Origin of the sequence: Fannyhessea vaginae DSM 15829 (assembly GCF_000159235.2) — a bacterium.
In the GTDB taxonomy this organism is placed as follows: domain Bacteria; phylum Actinomycetota; class Coriobacteriia; order Coriobacteriales; family Atopobiaceae; genus Fannyhessea; species Fannyhessea vaginae.
Map to the genome: position 1 here is coordinate 1 of NZ_ACGK02000002.1, position 18,338 is coordinate 18,338.

Annotated in this window: 10 protein-coding genes and 1 pseudogene; all 11 read left to right on the forward strand. The window is 41.0% G+C overall.

The window, feature by feature from the left end; translation table 11 throughout:
* Positions 1 to 716: pseudogene (locus tag HMPREF0091_RS04285) on the forward strand (hypothetical protein); the annotation flags it as partial.
* Between the two features lie 615 nt (positions 717 to 1,331).
* Positions 1,332 to 6,791, forward strand: coding sequence for a peptidase (locus HMPREF0091_RS04295; protein ID WP_261974442.1), 5,460 nt, complete (start codon positions 1,332 to 1,334; stop codon positions 6,789 to 6,791).
* Positions 6,792 to 6,981: 190 nt separating this feature from the next.
* Entirely contained in the window at positions 6,982 to 7,149 is a 168-nt protein-coding gene (locus HMPREF0091_RS06355) for an IS1/IS1595 family N-terminal zinc-binding domain-containing protein (RefSeq protein ID WP_438830559.1), read from the forward strand.
* 100 nt (positions 7,150 to 7,249) lie between these two features.
* Positions 7,250 to 7,399 (forward strand): DNA topoisomerase III, encoded by a 150-nt coding sequence (locus HMPREF0091_RS04300; RefSeq protein WP_232235979.1) that lies wholly within the window; start codon positions 7,250 to 7,252, stop codon positions 7,397 to 7,399.
* Between the two features lie 25 nt (positions 7,400 to 7,424).
* Positions 7,425 to 8,030: a DUF6088 family protein gene (locus HMPREF0091_RS04305; protein WP_010241987.1), complete on the forward strand. Its 606-nt coding sequence runs from the start codon at positions 7,425 to 7,427 to the stop codon at positions 8,028 to 8,030.
* Complete coding sequence (locus HMPREF0091_RS04310) at positions 8,023 to 9,030, forward strand: nucleotidyl transferase AbiEii/AbiGii toxin family protein (protein ID WP_006303055.1); 1,008 nt, start codon at positions 8,023 to 8,025, stop codon at positions 9,028 to 9,030. The genes HMPREF0091_RS04305 and HMPREF0091_RS04310 overlap by 8 nt, the downstream gene beginning before the upstream one ends.
* A gap of 478 nt (positions 9,031 to 9,508) precedes the next feature.
* Positions 9,509 to 9,682, forward strand: coding sequence for a hypothetical protein (locus HMPREF0091_RS06270; protein WP_006303056.1), 174 nt, complete (start codon positions 9,509 to 9,511; stop codon positions 9,680 to 9,682).
* Positions 9,683 to 10,081: 399 nt separating this feature from the next.
* On the forward strand, positions 10,082 to 15,580 hold the full coding sequence (locus HMPREF0091_RS04320) for a GA module-containing protein (protein WP_010241990.1): 5,499 nt from the start codon (positions 10,082 to 10,084) through the stop codon (positions 15,578 to 15,580).
* Positions 15,581 to 15,717: 137 nt separating this feature from the next.
* Positions 15,718 to 16,194 carry a fluoride efflux transporter FluC gene (locus tag HMPREF0091_RS06130; protein ID WP_010241995.1) on the forward strand — a complete coding sequence of 159 codons (477 nt, stop codon included), beginning with the start codon at positions 15,718 to 15,720 and terminating at the stop codon, positions 16,192 to 16,194.
* On the forward strand, positions 16,191 to 16,589 hold the full coding sequence (locus HMPREF0091_RS04330; RefSeq protein ID WP_006303059.1) for a fluoride efflux transporter FluC: 399 nt from the start codon (positions 16,191 to 16,193) through the stop codon (positions 16,587 to 16,589). Before HMPREF0091_RS06130 ends, HMPREF0091_RS04330 begins: the two co-directional genes overlap by 4 nt.
* Positions 16,590 to 17,147: 558 nt before the next feature.
* Positions 17,148 to 18,287 (forward strand): PTS sugar transporter subunit IIC, encoded by a 1,140-nt coding sequence (locus HMPREF0091_RS04335; RefSeq protein ID WP_006303060.1) that lies wholly within the window; start codon positions 17,148 to 17,150, stop codon positions 18,285 to 18,287.
* Positions 18,288 to 18,338: the final 51 nt, after the last annotated feature.

The window sequence follows — 18,338 nt, forward strand, 5'->3', positions numbered from 1 at the left end:
ATGTACGTCGTGGCTATACCATTGATCCTAATGCACTTCTGTACTTTGACAAAGAGCTTCGTAGTGCTCATACACAAGGAAACGAAGAAATAGGTGTTCCTTCAACCCAAGCTGATACAGGTTATACCTTCTTTGATTGGCAAAAGCTTGTCGCTAACGATAAGGGAGATGTAGTATATCTTGCTCACTTCCATAAGCTTCCTATTGCGCACTTTACTCTTGAAAGCACAACAGAAGCCGAGCAACCATTTACCACTAAGCTTATAGGAGACGCACAAAACCATCCGCGTCTTAAAGCAGGCTCTATAGTTCCAGATGGCATACAAGTAAGCTGTGAAGGTGAGACCTGTACCATAAGCGGTACCGCTCATATAAACGACTGGGAAGACGGAGAAGAACAGCGTGTCATAGAGCTTCACTTTGAAGCAGTAGATGAAAGACAAGCAGATGCATACGGCAGAACATCTTATGGACTCAAGAAAGACATTACCGTTCGCATTGTAGTCACACGTCCACACAAAACTACTCGTCCTCAAGCTCCAGCAGTCTATGATAAGCCCGCTTTACCAAAGGTAGGAACAGGAACACCTCGTCATGCACGTCTTCCCCAAACATCAGATCCAACGCTTGCAGCACATGCAGCAGGACTTTTGGGTATGGGTGTAGGCATGATAACAGCTGTTGCACTTGCACGTAAGAAAGAGCGCAAACATTAAGATGAGCAGTAGGGAATAGGTACGCTAAGCTAAAGCGTACACCATGCGCGCGGTTTTCGTGACCGCGCGCTTGCGTTTATAGGCATAGGCGGCTGAGCGAGTGCATACATCTACACGAATCCGCGCATACGCTCTAGTACGCGCGCCGTGCAGACGCCCCGTACACACAAGCGCCACCCATGCCCGCGCGCCACGCCCACGTGCTCGCACTTTATACATTTTGTATGCGTTTTGTATACGTTTCATGCATACTTCACATATCAGCATATTGATATGGCGAATTCGCATAATTTATATTGATATACAAATCCAACAACTTGCTGGAAACATGGTAATACCACCTATAACCTCGTCATTTATAATTTTTTCGTTTTTTTTTTTCAACAGCTTAAAATACTTTTAAACAACATTAAGAAAGGGTAAAATAACCATCAGTTTACTGTACATTTAATGCAATATTTATATATGATAACAAAGGTCTTGTGCCCAGGCATCATCGATAGGAGTTAGCAATGAGCAAATTGGCACGTAAACATAGTTCATATCGATCAACTATAGATCGCTCTTTATATCATTCTCGCCTTGCGCTCTCAGCGCGTGCATGTTCTGCAATTCTTGCAGGTACAATGCTTCTGGGGGGGGGGTCTTGCCGCCTCTCTTGCCTACGCTGATGGATATGTAGCTCCTGACGGAAACATTTACTACGGTTATAAATCCGATGCCAATTATAGTAAAGACCGCATTAAGATCGAGGTTCATTACTATAGTAATATGAAAGATGCCGAAGACGATAATATTGCTAACCAAGATCCTTTAGGTAAATTTGTACATGTAAAATACATTGCTAATCTTAATTCTAGTGACAATTCTTTTGATAAATGGGCGTTTCGTCCAATGTGGTGGTACGGCGTTCCTGCAGGTTTAACAGATGTACACGATATTAATTATAGCCGTTTTGAACAATACACCGATGCGGGCGCGCCTGCGCCTTCAACTCCTGGCATACGTAAAGATAGCGATAACGTTACCAAACATTATGCTAATTCAAAGGATTGGAAAGGCATTTCCAATTTCTATATTACCGATCCAGCTAAGCTTACTTCTATGAACGGCTTGAGCACGCTTTTGGGTATTGATGGTAAGAGAAATAATGGCTACGACAATGCTGGTAATACAGCTGGTAACTGGTCAGAGTATTACGATGCTACAAAAGGTATGCAGGGAATGTTTATCGATTGGGAATCTGCCGGTAAGCGTTTTTATCAAATGACTTACGTTGCAGAACTTACTCCCCAAGCATGGAAAGAGCGCGATGAGCATCCTTTGCGTTTTGGTGCTGGTGTGTATCGTTTTGCTGGTAATTGGCATATCGCTACTGGTCAGGTGCATCGTGCTCCAAAAATTGGCGACAGCTTAAAGGTTGTCTATCCGTCCTTAACGCCTGTTGCTAAAGCTGATAGTCTTACGCCTGACGAGAAGACAAACGTTACAACTGCCATTAAGAAGGCTAATGAAAACGCGAAGCATTTCGCAGATCTTCTTGAAAAAATTGAAGTTGGTAAAGACGGTACTGCAACTCTTACCTTCCATGACAAAACTACGCTTACCATGCTTGGTAATTTGCTGGTTGTAGAAGAGAAAAAAGACAATGTTAAGTTTCCGCCCGTGTATCCTGCTCCAATTGGTGTGGTGAATCCTAAGAATTTGAGCGATGCTGATCAGAAGACGATTATCCAAGGATTTAAGGACGCGAATAAAGGTAAAGACTTTTTGACCAAGGTTTCTGATAAGGATTCGGATGTTTATAAGTTTGATAACAATAATCAAACGTTGAAAATAAACTATAAGGATGGCTCTTCGCTGACCATTCCTTACGATCAACTGGTATATCAAGGTGCGACCATTGCCGATTGGGCGCCGTATGTTGTACCTGCTCCAACTGAGGTTAAAAACCTTTCGAGCTTAGATGCAACCGAGCAAAAGCAAGTAACCGATGCTTTCGATAAAGCAAACGCTGACTTGGATGTCTATACTGCAGCCAAGAAAGACGGTAAAACTCCTGTAACCTTTGATAAAGACTTCAAGAATGCTATTATTACCTGGGCCGACGGTTCACAAACGCAAGTGCCTTCTTGGCAATTCTTAAAGCAGAAGGCAGCCCCTGCGCCCGAACCATCTGTACCAACTCCTGCCGCTGAAAAAACATTTATTGTTGAGCATCCCGAGACGCCAACGGTGGTTACGTTTGATCCGTTTAAAACAACGACCGCAGAAATAACTACGGGTAATGTTGCGACTCAGCTTAACAACCTTAAATCAACACTTAAGGCTAAAACTGCTAAAGACTCTCAAAACCCACAAACAAAAGTAACTATTACCGACGTTGAGTATAGTGTAGACAATAACGGTGTAGGTTATATTACCTTTAAGGCGAATGGTTACAAGGACGCTAAGTATCCAATGGGTGTGTTCTTCAAGCAGAACCCTAACAATAAGGTACTGCCTCAAACGGGTACTACTACCACTAGCAACACAAATAAGCAGGGTTATAAGTACAACTATACAAAATTTAAGATACAGGGCACGACGCCGACTGCAGCAGAGAAAAATGCAGCTGTTAAGCAATTTGTAAAAGACAACTATAACGGTACCGTAAACGATTGTAGCAACGGTACGTATATGCTTAACGCTGGGCTTACTCCCAAGGATGGAACACAGGGTCTTGCAATCAACAATACTTCTGGTTTAAGCAAGGTTGTTGCGGATAATACAAGCATAAAGGTTCTAGATAAATCGGGCACTGCTGTAATTACCATTAATGATCCTTACGAAAAGAATCAAGGTCAAGCGGGTGGTGCTGATACCACGCTTGCGGATCTCAGAGCTCTCGCCAAGAAACTTCTTGCTGCAAAACAGAAGGCAGGCGTTACCAATAAAGACCTCAAAAAGGCAGGTATCACTGATCCAGCAAACCTCTCCAATGCTGAAAAAGGTATCGATAAGATGGATGAAAAAACACTCCGTGACCTCATCCAAAAACTCACTGATGTCAAGCACTACGACAGAAAGTACAACACGCCTACCCTAGAGGTTGATAATCCAGACAATCTGACCGAGGATAACCTCAAAGCTGCGATAAAGGCATTCCTTGAAGCCAACTACGATAACGCAGACACAGTGAATGTCACTTCGACAAGTGATTTTACCTTGCCCACCAATCTTACCCCGAAGAAAGGCACGGTCTACATGGAGGTTGGCGCTGACGGCGTCGCCAAGATTAAGAGCGCAAGCAAGGATGGAATCGTTGTTGTAGATGGCGATGGCACTACCACATTTACGGTTAAGCCTACTTACACGAAGAAAGCTGTTCCATCTGCCGACGCATTGGCGCAGATGAAAGAGGACGCAAAGAAGCTTATTGATAAGAATCCGTATTTAACTCCTGATCAGAAGAAAGAATACAAGAAGAAGATTGAGGATGCTAAGGATCAGCCTGGCATTCAAAAGATCCTGGATGATGCTAAAACACAGGGTGAAAAGAATAAGCAGAACACAACTGATCCTCAGATTCAGCAAATCATCAATAACAACAAGGGCGGCGGCGATGAAAAGAAGCAGCACGAGCTTGATGCCGCTAAAGAAGCTGCCAAGAAAGCAATCGAAGCTCTTCATAATTTGTCGCAGGATCAAAAGACAGAGTTTGAGAATAAACTTAATGGTACAGACGTTAAGACTCCTGCAGACGTCCAGAAGATTGTTGACGCTGCTAAACTTGCAGATGCACTTGAAAGCGTTAAGAAGGATGTAGCAAAACTGGTGTTCCTCGACCACGGTAAGGGCGCAGATGCGGATAAAACAGATCCAAATCACACCGAAGATGCTGCTTTGGATACGATTCTCAATACAAAGCCAACCAAAGACGCAACACTTGCGACATTGGAAACAAAGCTGGCTGCAACTCCAGTAGTTTTGGCCGATGTGAAAAATGCGCTTACTGCCGCAACGCGCCAAAATGGCATTAACGAGCAAGCTGCAAAACAGGCCGCAACTGCTAAGTTGAGTGCTTTTGAACAAAGCCTTGAGGACGCATATAACAAGCTGTCAGACACAGATAAAACTGCGGTAAGCACTCAGTATAACGCTGCAAAAGAAGCTATTACTAAGGCTAAAACGGCTGTTACCAAAGCAACTAAACCGTCTGAACTTCTGCAGGCAATAAGCGACATTAATACAGCGCTTGATACTGCTAATAAAGCAATAAGCGAGAAGGCAAACGCGGCACAAAAGGACAACAAGAAAGACAACGATCACGATTCCAAGCCAGACGCCTTCAAACAGGAAAAAGAGCATGCCAAGGCTGAAATTGATAAAATAGACGATCTTACTCCTGAGCAGAAAAAGCAATATAAAGAGGAGATTGATCACGCTGATCATAAGGGCGATCCTGAGGCAATTGTAAATCGTGCTAAGAAGCACACGAAGATCGACGCTGCTCTTAAAGCAATTGATGAATTTAAGCACTTAAACAATGCTCAAAAGGATGCTTTTAAGGCAATCCTCAAAGATACGGATGCTTCTGATCACACCAATCCTGACGGGACAACGTCTGATGATATCGATGATGTACTTGCTAACGCTGCAAACACCGATAATGCTATGGCTCGTCTTGAAGGTTTGAAGATAATTGCAGATGAGTTTGCCAAAGGTGAAAAGTATAAGGGTGCTAATGATACTCTGAAGAAAGCATTTGATGATGCTTCTACTGCTGCAGGTGCTGTACTCGATAAGGCTAAAGGTGCCGATAAGGGCGCTGACGAAGTCAATACGTTATATAACGATCTTCTAAAAGCAATGCGCGATATTGATCCTAACGCAAAAAGTGCTGGTCTAAAGACTGATGCTCTTAGCAAAGAGATTGACACCGATAAGACCTTTAAGCCAAGCGAAACCGATCCCAAGACTCCAGGCAACTCTGTTTATAACACGTCTTCTAAAGCTAAGAAAGATGAGTTTGATAAAGCGTTGGGTGCGGCTCAAACGGTTTTGAATGGTGCTAAGACCGCTGATATTTCTACTGCAGACAAAGAAGCTGCTGAACAGAAAGAAATCGACGCTGCACTCGATAAGCTTATTAAAGCTCGTTTAGCTTTAGACGGCGTAAATACTGATGCTCTACAAGCTGAAGTAAAGAAAGATGGCGCATTAAAAGACGACATCTCATATAAGAATGCTTCACAAGCTAAGAAAGACGCATTTGATAAAGCGCTAAAAGATGTACAAGATCTTATTTCTCAATTAGGTGATCTTGAGGGTACAGGTAAACAATACGCAAACAAGTCTCAAAAAGAAAAGCAAGCTCTTGTTGATGAGGCTCTTAAGACTCTAAAAGATGCCGCTGCTGCTCTTGATGGTGTTGATACAAAAGCTTTACAAGCTGAAGTAGATAAAGATGCTAAATTACCAGAAGACGTTTCGTATAAGAATGCTTCAAAGGATAAGCAATCTGCATTTGATACTGCATTAACCGATGCAAAAGATCTTGTTGCTCACATAAATGCCGATTCAACCAAGACTAAAACAGAAAAGCAAACTCTTGTAGATAACGCACTTAAAGCACTGCAAACAGCCGCTGCCGCTCTCGACGGTGTAGACACCAAGCCTTTACAAGATGAGGTTCATACAGCTGATGAAGTTAAGAAGTCCGATGCTTATATCTATGCTTCACAAGATAAAAAAGATGCATATGATCAGGCTCTTCAACAAGCAGACAAACTGCTTAAAGAACTCTCAGATTCTAGTACAGATACACGCACTAAGGATCAAAAAGAAAAAGCTTTGGCTGATGCATTAAAGCTTGTTCAAGATACTAAAGCTGCATTAGATGGCAAGAAGCCAGAATCTCCTGCTGAACATGTGGAGTCTGCTCAACCTGTAGAGCAAGCATCACCTAAGACCTCTGATCCATTTGTCTTAGGTCAAGTACTTGCATCCTTACTTGGTTCTGCAGGAATACTTGGTGCAGGTTTTGCAGGTCGAAAGCGCTCATCTGCAAAGCACATGAAACGCAAGAAGTAAACGTCGAGCTATAGGGCAAAAAGTGTGTATAAAATCGGTTGTTTGCGTAGGTAAACAGCCGATTTTTCGTAAACAATTCAAAAGATCAAATTTTTTACCTGGACAAAAAGTGTGTAAAATTCACAACATATCGGCAGGTAAAACCATCTAAATTAGAAAAAAATTACTAATTTTAGGTGGTGGAGTATGAGTGCAAATATTTGTTTTCGTTTGTAGTAGCAAGATAGTAAAAGATGGCAAGACAAAGGCTGGAAAGCAGCGGTATAGATGTCTTGAGTGTGGAAGTTCACAATCACGTAGATATGCGTTACAAGCAAGAGAGTTAAAACTCTTCTTAGATTGGTTACTAGGTAAATAACTATATATGAAGTCAGTCATTGCAGAAAAACTAAGTGTAGCTATATCGATCGCAAAGGTTATCGGAGCAAATAAAAAGAAAGACGGATACTATGAGGGAAATGGAATTATCGGATATTTCAAATGGCAAGGTAAATAAAGAAGATTTTCTACAAAAAATTAAGGAAGAAATAAATAATACAACAGAGCAATATGTAAGAGGAGGTTCTGCAAATAGCTTAGGGTTTACTTTTGCACCCAAAAATGTATAATTTTAGGTGCAAGGAGGTGCTTTATATGACTTCTATAACCAACCAAATAGAAAATATTATGTCAGAAAATCAGGGGAAAATCTTTTCTATTAATGATTTCTATAATCTTGGAACAAAGAACACAATTAAGTCTGTCTTATATAGATTAAATGAAGAAAATCAAATTATAAGGCTTATAGATGGACTATATATAAAACCAAAATATAGCGAGATTTTAAAAGAATATTCTTATCCAGGTGTAAGTGAGGTTGCTGAAAAGCTTGCAGATAAATTTTCTTGGACAATAGCTCCTACAGGAGATACAGCACTAAACTATACGGGATTATCTACTCAAATTCCAAACGAGTATATTTATATTTCAGATGGGGCATACAGAGAGTATTTATATAGAGGAAAAAAGATTATCTTTAAACACACGACAAATAGAAACATAACATCTTATTCCAAAGAGTTGTCTATTCTTATACAGGCAATTAAGGCATTGGGCAAAGATAATATCAATGAAGAACATATTAAAAAACTTGCTGTATTCGCCCAAAATATTAAAGAAGATTTAAAGGAAGATACTTTAAGATTACCTTTTTGGATACAGGAAGTTTTAGAAAAGATCCAGGAGATTAACCATGAATAAATTATTAGAAGTATCAAATGAAGAATTGGATCTTGTGATACAAAATACTTCAGATAAACTCAATATGTCAAAAGCTATTGTAGAAAAGGATTTATGGGTTTGTGTGATTTTAAAATATCTGTTTAGTAGGTTTAAGTACAGGGATGCTATTGTCTTTAAAGGTGGAACAAGCCTATCTAAAGTTTATAAACTGATAGAAAGATTTTCAGAAGATATAGACCTTGCGTTAGACTGGAAAGTTTTAGGATATGGAAAAACAGAACCTTATGAAGATAGAAGTAATACAAAGCAACAAAAATTCAATGATAAATTAAATGATGATACAAAAGTGTTTCTGCGTGATGAATTTCTGCCTGTTCTACAAAATGATTTTAAAGAAATTCTAAATAATAAAACATATAGTTTTTATATTGACGAGTTTGACGGACAGACAATATGTTTTGACTACCCTAAGAATCATAAAGATAGCTCGATTCTACAAGTAATAAGATTAGAAATTGGAAGTTTAGCAGAACCAATTCCTGCAAGCAATCAAAAAATAAAAACTTATATTGAAGAAGCATATCCTGAGGTATTCAATGAAAATATAGAAGTTGTGGCAGTAGATAGTTTAAGAACCTTTTATGAAAAGATTACTATACTTCATAGAGAGGCAAATCGAGTAAATGGAAATTATCCAACAAGATATTCAAGACATTTTTACGATGTTTATAAAATGATGCTAACGGATATTAGAGAAAAAAGTTTTGAAAACATCGGATTACTAAAAACAGTCATTAATTTTAAGAAAAAATTCTATGCAAGTAATTGGGCGAAATATGATGACATCATGAATGGTAATTTAAAGTTAATACCATCAAAGGAAGGATTAGAAATCTTTTCAAAAGACTATGACAGCATGAAAAATATGTTGTTTGGAGAAAAGATATCATTTGATAAAATCGTTGATGCTCTTATGGAATACGAGAAAGAGTTGAATGATGTTATAAAAAATAAGTAAGTTTATTTTGTCCTATAACTCTAAGCGTCGCACGACCACGCGCCCACGCGCTCAACAAGCACAAAATCACGATGCGTGTTCTCTACAAGGTAGGGGCACGCATTGTTGTATAAATTGCCGCACGTTTCTGCCTGTATGACTAATTCGTAGAGGTAACGCAGGCGTGTAGGAAATGCACTGATAAAAGCCCAGAAGGCGCGGCAGGTATTGTCCGTGCGTCCGAGTGCGCGGGTGTGCTATTGCAAAACATTTCTCCTAATATTCGAAAAAAACCTTGTTTGACACGAGTTTTGCGACGCAAAGCCTTGGGATCAAAAAAACGTGTTTTGTATTTGCCCAGGTAAGCGTGCTGGTACAGTTTTGAGAACCTCTCAAAAGTGATGCAAAGGGCAATTTTTGGCGTCAGAACTCGTGTCAAATGGGGTATTTTTCGAATTTTTCTCACTTGGTTTTGTATGACCCAAGACTCCACGCCTCCATGAATGTGCACTCAGCAGATAAACTGTTTAAAGAATCCTCAGATTCTAGTACAGATTCACGCACTAAGAATCAAAAAGAAAAAGCTTTGGCTGATGCAGCAGGACTTTTGGGTATGGGTGTAGGCATGATAACAGCTGTTGCACTTGCACGTAAGAAGGAACGCAAACATTAAGGTTTGCCAAAAACGCACCTGTGTTTACATAACACAGGTGCGTTTATTTAGGGTTGCGCGTTACCATCCGTGTACCGTGCAAGCTTTTGTTTGCCTGCGTTTGCCGTGAAGCTTTTGTTTGCCTACATGTTCTCAAGCTTAAAATTGAGCTCAATTATGTATAAAACGTGAATGTGTGTACAAAAAACACCTTGCATTTTGCGCACCAGACGATTTTGTATATACCAAGGTTAACCTGCGGTTCAATAAAAATATACGTTTTTTTTTCAATGTCTGAAAGAAGTTTTAAAATTTATTAAAAAGGTGTAAAATCAACGTCAAATTACTGTACGTACCATACAACTTTCATTTATGGTAATGAAGTCCTTGTGCCCGGGCAAAAGTTGAAGGAGAACAGCAATGAGTAATTTGGCACCTAAACATAGTTCACAAAAAGTCAACCATAATCGTTTTTCAAATCATTCACGTCTAGCACTTTCTGCGCGTGCATGTTCTGCCATTCTTGCAGGTACCATGTTGCTGGGTGGGGGTCTTACAGCTTCGCTTGCCTATGCTGATGGTTATGTAGGAACCGACGGAAACATTTACTACGGTTATAAGTCCGATGCCAACTACAGTAAGCAACGTATTAAAATAGAAGTCCATTACTATAACAATCAACAAGACGCCGAGCAGGACAACCTTGCTAATCAAGATCCACTTGGTAAATTTGTACACGTTAAATACATTGCAAACCTTAACTCCGACGATAACAGCTTTGATAAGTGGGCATTTCGCCCCATGTGGTGGTACGGTGTACCAGCAGGTTTAACAAATGTGCACGATATAAACTACAGTCGTTTTGAAAAATATACAGGTAATGGTAATCCTGTTCCTTCTCGTCCTGGTCTTCACCGTGAAGACGAAAATGTGACTAAACATTATGCCACCGCAAAAGATTGGCCATCTATTTCTAATTTTTATATCACAGACCCAAGCAAACTCGCCTCTATGAATGGCTTAAAAACGCTTTTGGGTATTGATGGTAAACAGAACAATGGATACGATAAAACTGGTAATACTGCAGGTAATTGGGCAGATTATTATGACGCAACAAAAGGTATGCAAGGAATGTTTATCGACTGGGAGTCTGCCGGTAAGCGTTTTTATCAAATGACTTATGTTGCAGAACTTACCGATCAAGCATGGAAACAGCGCGATGAGCACCCACTGCGCTTTGGCGCTGGTGTCTATCGTTTTGCAGGTAATTGGCATATTGCCACGGGTCAAACACATCGTGCGCCTAAAATTGCCGAGAGCCTCAAAGTTAAATATCCAAGTCTTACCCCCGTTGCAAAATTAAATGCGCTTTCGCCTACTGAAAAGAATACAGTTAAAGAGGCTATTACCAAGGCAAATCAACAGACGCCTCATTTTATGGATCTGCTGGCAGATGATGGTATTAAGATTGGCGAAGAGGGTAGTGCAACACTTACCTTTAAAGATAAAACTACGCTTACCATGCCTGGTAATTTGCTGGTAGTTGAAGACAAAAAAGACAACGTTAAGTTTCCGCCTGTGTATCCATCACCCATGGGTGTTGTGGATCCCAACGCTTTAAGTGATAGCGATCAAAAAGCTATTATTGACAACTTCAAAAAAGCCAACGCTGATAACGAGTTTAGTAAGCATGTTAATTTAGCTGGCGCAGATACATTCAAGTTTGATAACCAAACCAAACAGATGACTATCACGTATAAAGATGGGTCTACACTTGCAGTTCCTTATGACTCTTTGGTATATCAAGGGCCAAAGATTTCAGACTGGGCGCCATTTAATGTGCCCGATCCTATTGAGGTTGAAAATATTTCGAACCTTAGCCAACAAGAGCAAAAACAAGTAACCGATGCATTTGATAAGGTTAATGCCGATTTGGATATTTACACCGCGGCAAAAAAGAGTGGCGCAACTCCTGTTACGTTTGACAACGGATTTAAGAATGCCATTATTACGTGGGCTGACGGCTCTAAAACAGAGATACCTTCATGGCAATTTTTGAACCAAAAACCTGCCTCTACTCCAGTTCCGCAACCGCCCGTGCCAACTCCTGCAGCCGAAAAAACATTTATTGTTGACGTTCCACCAACTCAAACTGTTGTGAAGTTTGACCCATTCAAAACAACGAGCGAAGAAATAAATGCAGGAAATGCTAAAACTCAGCTTGATAGTTTGAAAACTGTACTTGCCAAGTATGTGAAAGACTCTGCTACTAAACAAAAAGTAGATGACGTTACAGTTGAATACAGTGTTGATAACAATGGAGTTGGTCAAGTTACGTTCAGTAAGCAGGGTTATACTTCTAAGACTTATCCCATGGGTATTTTCTTTAAGAATAGTCCTCAAAGTCCAGCTTCCAAGCCTACTACTGAAAGTAAAACGCACACTGATACTGACGATCAGAAAAATACATTTACGTATAATGTTACAAAAACGGAGATTGAGGGTGATAAACCCACTCCTCTAGAAGCTGTTAAAGCATTAAAACAGTTTGTAAAAGATAACTATGATGGCGTCGAAGATTCTGATTTTCAAGGTATGGCAGATAGCATTGCTGTTAATACAAAGTGGATTCCAAAAACTGGTACTAATAATATGGGCGCTTATGGTGCTCAAGCCCCTAATGATGGCCCAATGAGTTCGTTTAGTATAGTAGGCAGTGACTCTGGCATCCAGGTGATTGGCCACCCATGGACTGACAACGATGATAATGGTGACTGGGATTCCGCTATTGAAACGACGTTGTTTACTATCAAGCCAGATGAATTATATGTCAAAAAAGCTAGTGCACAGCACCAAGACAACACGCTTGCAGACCTCAAAAAGCAAGCAAAAGATTTGCTCCAACAGAAGCGTGGTACCGACAAGTTAAGCAACAATGACCTCGCGCGCGCAGGTGTCAAGGACGCTGAGAACCTGAATGATAATACGATAGACGGTATGAACGAAAAGGCTCTTCGCGATCTTATCCGCAAGCTTATCGACGCCACAAAGGCGGAGTATAAGTACAACACAGATTTGTACGAGGTTGATGCTGAGCCAACGGCAGCTAAGCCTGATGATGATTTCCAAGCCGCAGTTAAGAAGTTTTTGCACGCCAATTACGATGATAGTCAAGCAGCCGAGAAGATTGATCAACTTAATTTTGTCGATGTTAATGTTGCAACTCTAACAGGTAAGGGCTGGACTCCAAAGGCAGGTACTTCCTGCTTGGAGCTTAATTCTAATACGGCATCATATGGCATTACTACAGTGAGCATGGGTAATGACGGTGCAAGTGCTGACTTTAAGAACGGTGATGAAGTTCTGTTCAATGTTTCTGCAGATAAGCTCTACAAGAAGAAGGTTCAGACGCCTGCTCCTACGCCCGACGCTTTGGCGCAGATGAAAGAGGACGCAAAGAAGCTTATTGATAAGAATCCGTATTTAACTCCTGATCAAAAGAAGGAATTTAAGAATAAGATTGATAATGCTCCTGATGAAAAAACTATCAAACAGATTCTTAAAGACGCTAATGATAAGGGTAAAGAGAATAAAAACAATACAGGCGATCCTAATGTTCAGCAAACCATTAATAACAACAAAAATGGTGGCGAGGACAAGCAAAAACACGAGCTTGAAGCAGCCCAAAAAGCCGCTCAAGACATTATTGATAAGCTGCCTCACTTGTCTAATGAAGAAAGAAATGCATTTAAGAAAAACGTTACGGACTCAACTACCCTAGACGATGTAAATGCTGCTCTTGAAAAGGCAAAGAAGCAAAGTGAGCATAATGGTGCAAAAGAAGATGCCAAGACCGCGGCTCAGCAGCTTTTGTTCCTCGACCACGGCACTGCAACAGGCGAGGACGCTGCACTCAATAAAGTGCTTGGTTCTACGTCTACAAAAGACGCGGCTCTTAAAACACTTGAGGACAAGATTGCTGCTCAAGGTGCAACGGTACAAGACATTAAAGATGCACTTGCTGCAGCGCAGCGCGCAAACGGCATTAGCGAGCAACATGCAAAACAATCAACAATTGCAAAGCTAAATGGTCTTGCTCAAACCCTTGATGATGCGGTAAGTAAGCTATCCGATACAGACAAAGAGGCTGTTAAAGCTAAGGTAGAAGCTGCTAAAAATGCTATAGAGGCCGCAAAAACTAAGGCGGCACAAGCAAACAAGCCTTCTGATTTGCTTAATGCTCTCAATTCTGTTGATACTACACTCAAAGACGCTCAACAAGAAGTGACCACAAAGATTGACGCCGAGCATAAGGAAAACAAGAAGCAAAACGATCACGACGTTGATCCTGATGCCTTTAAGAAGGATAAAGAGAAAGCTAAGGGAGAAATTGATAAGATCCCAGACTTAACTCCTGACCAAAAGCAGAAGTATAAGGATCGGATCGAGAATTCTACCCACAAAGGCGATCCCGAGGCGATTGTTAACCAGGCTCAAAAGCATAAAAAGATCGAAAACGCACTTGATAAGATCAATAACGAATTTAAGCATTTGAATAACGCTCAAAGAGATGCATTTAAGAAGATCATTGAAGATAGCGATGCGTACGATCATAAACATGCAGACGGTACAACTTCTGACGATATTGACGACGCACTTAAGAATGCGAGCGCTACCGATAAGGCTATGGAACGCTTAGAGAAGCTTAAAGTTGAGGCTGACAAGCTTCATGCAAGCGATACCTACAAAAATGGTGACGGAGATAAGAAGAAAGCCTTTGATGAGGCTGCAACTGCTGCTGGTACGCTGCTTGATAAGGTTAAAGGTGATGCAAAGGGCGCACCAGAAGTTACCAACTTGTATAATGACCTTCTCAAAAAAATGCAAGACCTTGATCCATCGGCTCATGGTGCGGGAATTGATACAGATGCATTACAGCACGAGATCGATAATGACGCTACCTTTAAGCCAAACGATCAAGTAGATCCTAAAGTACCTGGAAATACGGTATATAAGACGTCATCTAAAAATAAACGAGAAGCGTTTGATAAGGCACTTGAAGATGCCAAAACGGCATTAAAAGAGGCTCAACAAGCTATCGAAAACGCCAAAAAGCCAGGAGCAGCAGCACTTACCCCAGATCAAGAAACTGCACAGCAGAAAAAGGTTGACGACGCACTTGATAAGCTTGTGAGCGCACGTGAAGCTCTTGATGGTGTTGATACCAATCCATTACAAGCTGAAGTAGATAATGATGGCGCATTAAAAGACGACATCTCATATAAGAATGCTTCGCAAGCTAAGAAAGACGCATTTGATAAAGCACTAAAAGATGCAAAAGATCTTATTTCTCAATTAGGTGATCTTGAAAACACAGGTAAACAATACGCAGGCAAGTCTCAAAAAGAGAAGCAAGCTCTTGTTGATAAGGCTCTTAAGACTCTTAAAGATGCCGCTGCCGCTCTCGACGGCGTAGACACCAAGCCTTTACAAGATGAGGTTAATGCGTCTGGTGATGTTAAACAAACTGATACATATACCAATGCGGATAAAGACAAGAAAGATGCGTATGACGCGGCTCTTGAGAAGGCACAAAACTTGCTTAAGGAGCTTGCTCAACCAGACACAGACACGCGCACTAAGGAGCAGAAGGAGCAGGCGCTTAAGACTGCGCTTGATGAATTAGTTGCAGCTAAGAGTGCTTTGAATGGTCAACCCACGCTTCCTGATAATGGTTCTGATGATGAGGGAACAGGTACAGACACAGGCGCAGATAGTAAATCTACACCTCAGACTTCTGATTCACTTGCCTTGGGTCAAGCTCTTGCCGCGCTCTTGAGTTCTGTTGGTATGGTAGGTGCAGGTTTTGCAAAACGCTCAAAACGCAAGGGAGCTAAGCACTTAAATCGTAAGCACTAAACAACGGTGTAACTTCTCTGTTTTAGCTTGTAATGCGTGTTCTCTACATGGTGGGGGACACGCATTGTTATATAGAGTGCACGACGTATTATAATCAAGAAGCACACATTTTATACAAACAGTTTTTAAGGGGCACTATGAAGCTGGCACAAACAACTACCCATACATTGGCAATTTTTGCAGGTGGATCTCTTGGAACTCTTGTGCGCTGTTGTGTTTGCTTAGCGGTTGGTTTAGGTTTTTCAAATCCGATAGTAATTTTGTTTATTAATATAATTGGCTCGTGGGTTTTAGGGTTTGTTCAAACTTTTTTGCCCGCCAAACACCCGCTTGCTCAAACCTTTTGGGGAACAGGGTTTTGCGGTGCATTTACCACGTATGCTACCTTTATTGGAATTGTTGCTGTAGGTGCACCGTCCGCCGTGTACGCCTTTGGCTATGCGCTTGTTTCATTGATAGCAGGTGTTATGTGTTCCATACACGGCAGATATATGGGAAAACGATTATCTGCTTGTGTGTTTTGTCGTTCGCTCGATAAAAGCTCACAGGATCCAAAAACGTGTGTGCACTCACAAATAAACTCGTCTGCTCAGAAAGACAGGTGTGTTAAATGACGCTCTATGCAGGAATAACATTACTTGTTGTAGCTCTTTGTGGAGGAGTAGGAGCGCTTGCGCGTGCATGGCTTATCAAATGCGTAGATGCAATTACAAAAAAGACCGCTTTAACCGAAGGTTTAGCTATGCTGGTGGTGAATATACTTGGTTGCGCGTTATCTGCGCTTGTTCTTATTTTTTCAGCTTGGCTTGGATTAAATTCACCATGGCGCATATGCATAACCGCTGGACTTTTAGGTGGTTTTACGTCGTTTTCTACCCCTTGTGCAACAAGCGCACATCTTATAGAGCAAAAACGATACGCACAAGCTGTAAGATATGCACTCATCATGATAGTTCTATGCTTGTTAGCATACGTAAGCTGTGCATATCTATCTGCTACGCTTGTTTAGATAAGCGGCAGCGAACACGAACGCAGTGCGGGTGTGCGGCATGTACATCTGTCACGCTTTCGTGTGTGCAATGTGCCGCTTAGTTTGGTTGCGTGAATATGTATAAAATGTGAATTAAAGCAAGATGGGTATAAATATAAAAATTCTTGAACAAAGGATTGTATCCCCGTATATAAAGTATTCTATAAATTCATGCATATATGTATATGAGAAGTCATTGAGTACATATAATAAAAGACGTTCTCATAATCTATGTACAACGATATAATCACTATCAAATATATAACACATACAATATACGATACCTATTGATACATCAGGTTTTCCAAACTTTTACATGAGTTTCTCTCAAAAAAATTGTTTTCAACCGCAAAATTAAAATTTTGCACGCCTCATACAGAGTTTAGGAACCCATGCTCCGCTATCAAAACCCGCCATGGTATGCGACAAGGCTCATCACTTTTTCTATGGGCAGGCTATACTTAAACGTAATCAGTTCTCTATAAGATGTAACTGGTATTTTGTGTATACACCAACGTAGAAAGGTCAACTATACCTATGGCTACTTCACAGAACACATCTGGTGCAGCTACGCCTCAAGCAGCAAAAGTATCTACAGCTGCTAAGCGTACGTCTGCGCCATCGGCTTCAGAATCCTTTGGGCAATTTATACTCAAAATTTTGAATGGAACTACGATTGCAATCGTTGTGGCTCTTATTCCTAATGCAATTCTTGCAACTTTTATTAAACCGTTCCCCGACTGCGCACCACTCATGGAGTTTTACCACACCATTGTTGCCTTCCAATTTTTAACGCCAGCTATGGCTGGTTTTCTGATTGCTCATCAGTTTAAATTTAATCCTATTCAAATGGCTACGGTTGCTGGTGCAACCTTTATTGGTTCGGGCGCATGGAAATTTGTCCCAGCTGCTACCGTTGCCGATAAAACAGCTCCACTTTTTCAACTGGCAGGTATCGGAGACATTATTAACGTGATGATCTGCGCTGCGCTTACCGTTGCTGTGGTACGTGCTATTGGCAATAAGCTTGGCTCGCTTACCATTGTATTGTTGCCAATTATCGCTGGTGCAGGTATGGGATTTGTTGGTTGGAAATTATTGCCCTATGTATCACAGATTACATTTTTTATAGGACAAGTTATTAATACCTTTACTACGTTACAGCCTTGGTTGATGTGCATGTTAATTGCCGCTTCATTCTCTATTATCATTATCAGCCCCTTGTCTACCGTGGCAATTGGTATTGCTATTGGCTTAACGGGTATGTCTTCTGCTGCGGCAGGTATGGGCGTTGCTGCGTGTGCTGCAATGTTGGTGTGGGCATGTGCTCGTGTCAATAAAGCAGGTGTACCTATTGCCGTGGCACTTGGTGCTATGAAAATGATGATGCCAAACTTTATGACGCGTCCTGTGATGGCAATTCCTGCAGCTCTTACTGCTGCAATCAGCGCACTTACCATTCCTTTATGGGAAATGGGTGGAACTCCTGCTTCGTCAGGTTTTGGTCTTGTTGGATTTGTAAGTCCTTTAGCAGCTTTAAGTATTGGTAACGTTAACATTATTCAAATTCTTATAGCCTGGGTAGTTATTCCGTTTGCTGTAGGATTTGTAGTTAATAAAGTCCTATGTGACGTTGTTCATCTGTATGATAAGGATCTCTTTAAATTTAAGGGCTAATTGTTATACATTCGCGCGCGTATGCAGCGGCGTTTCGCGCGCGATAATTTT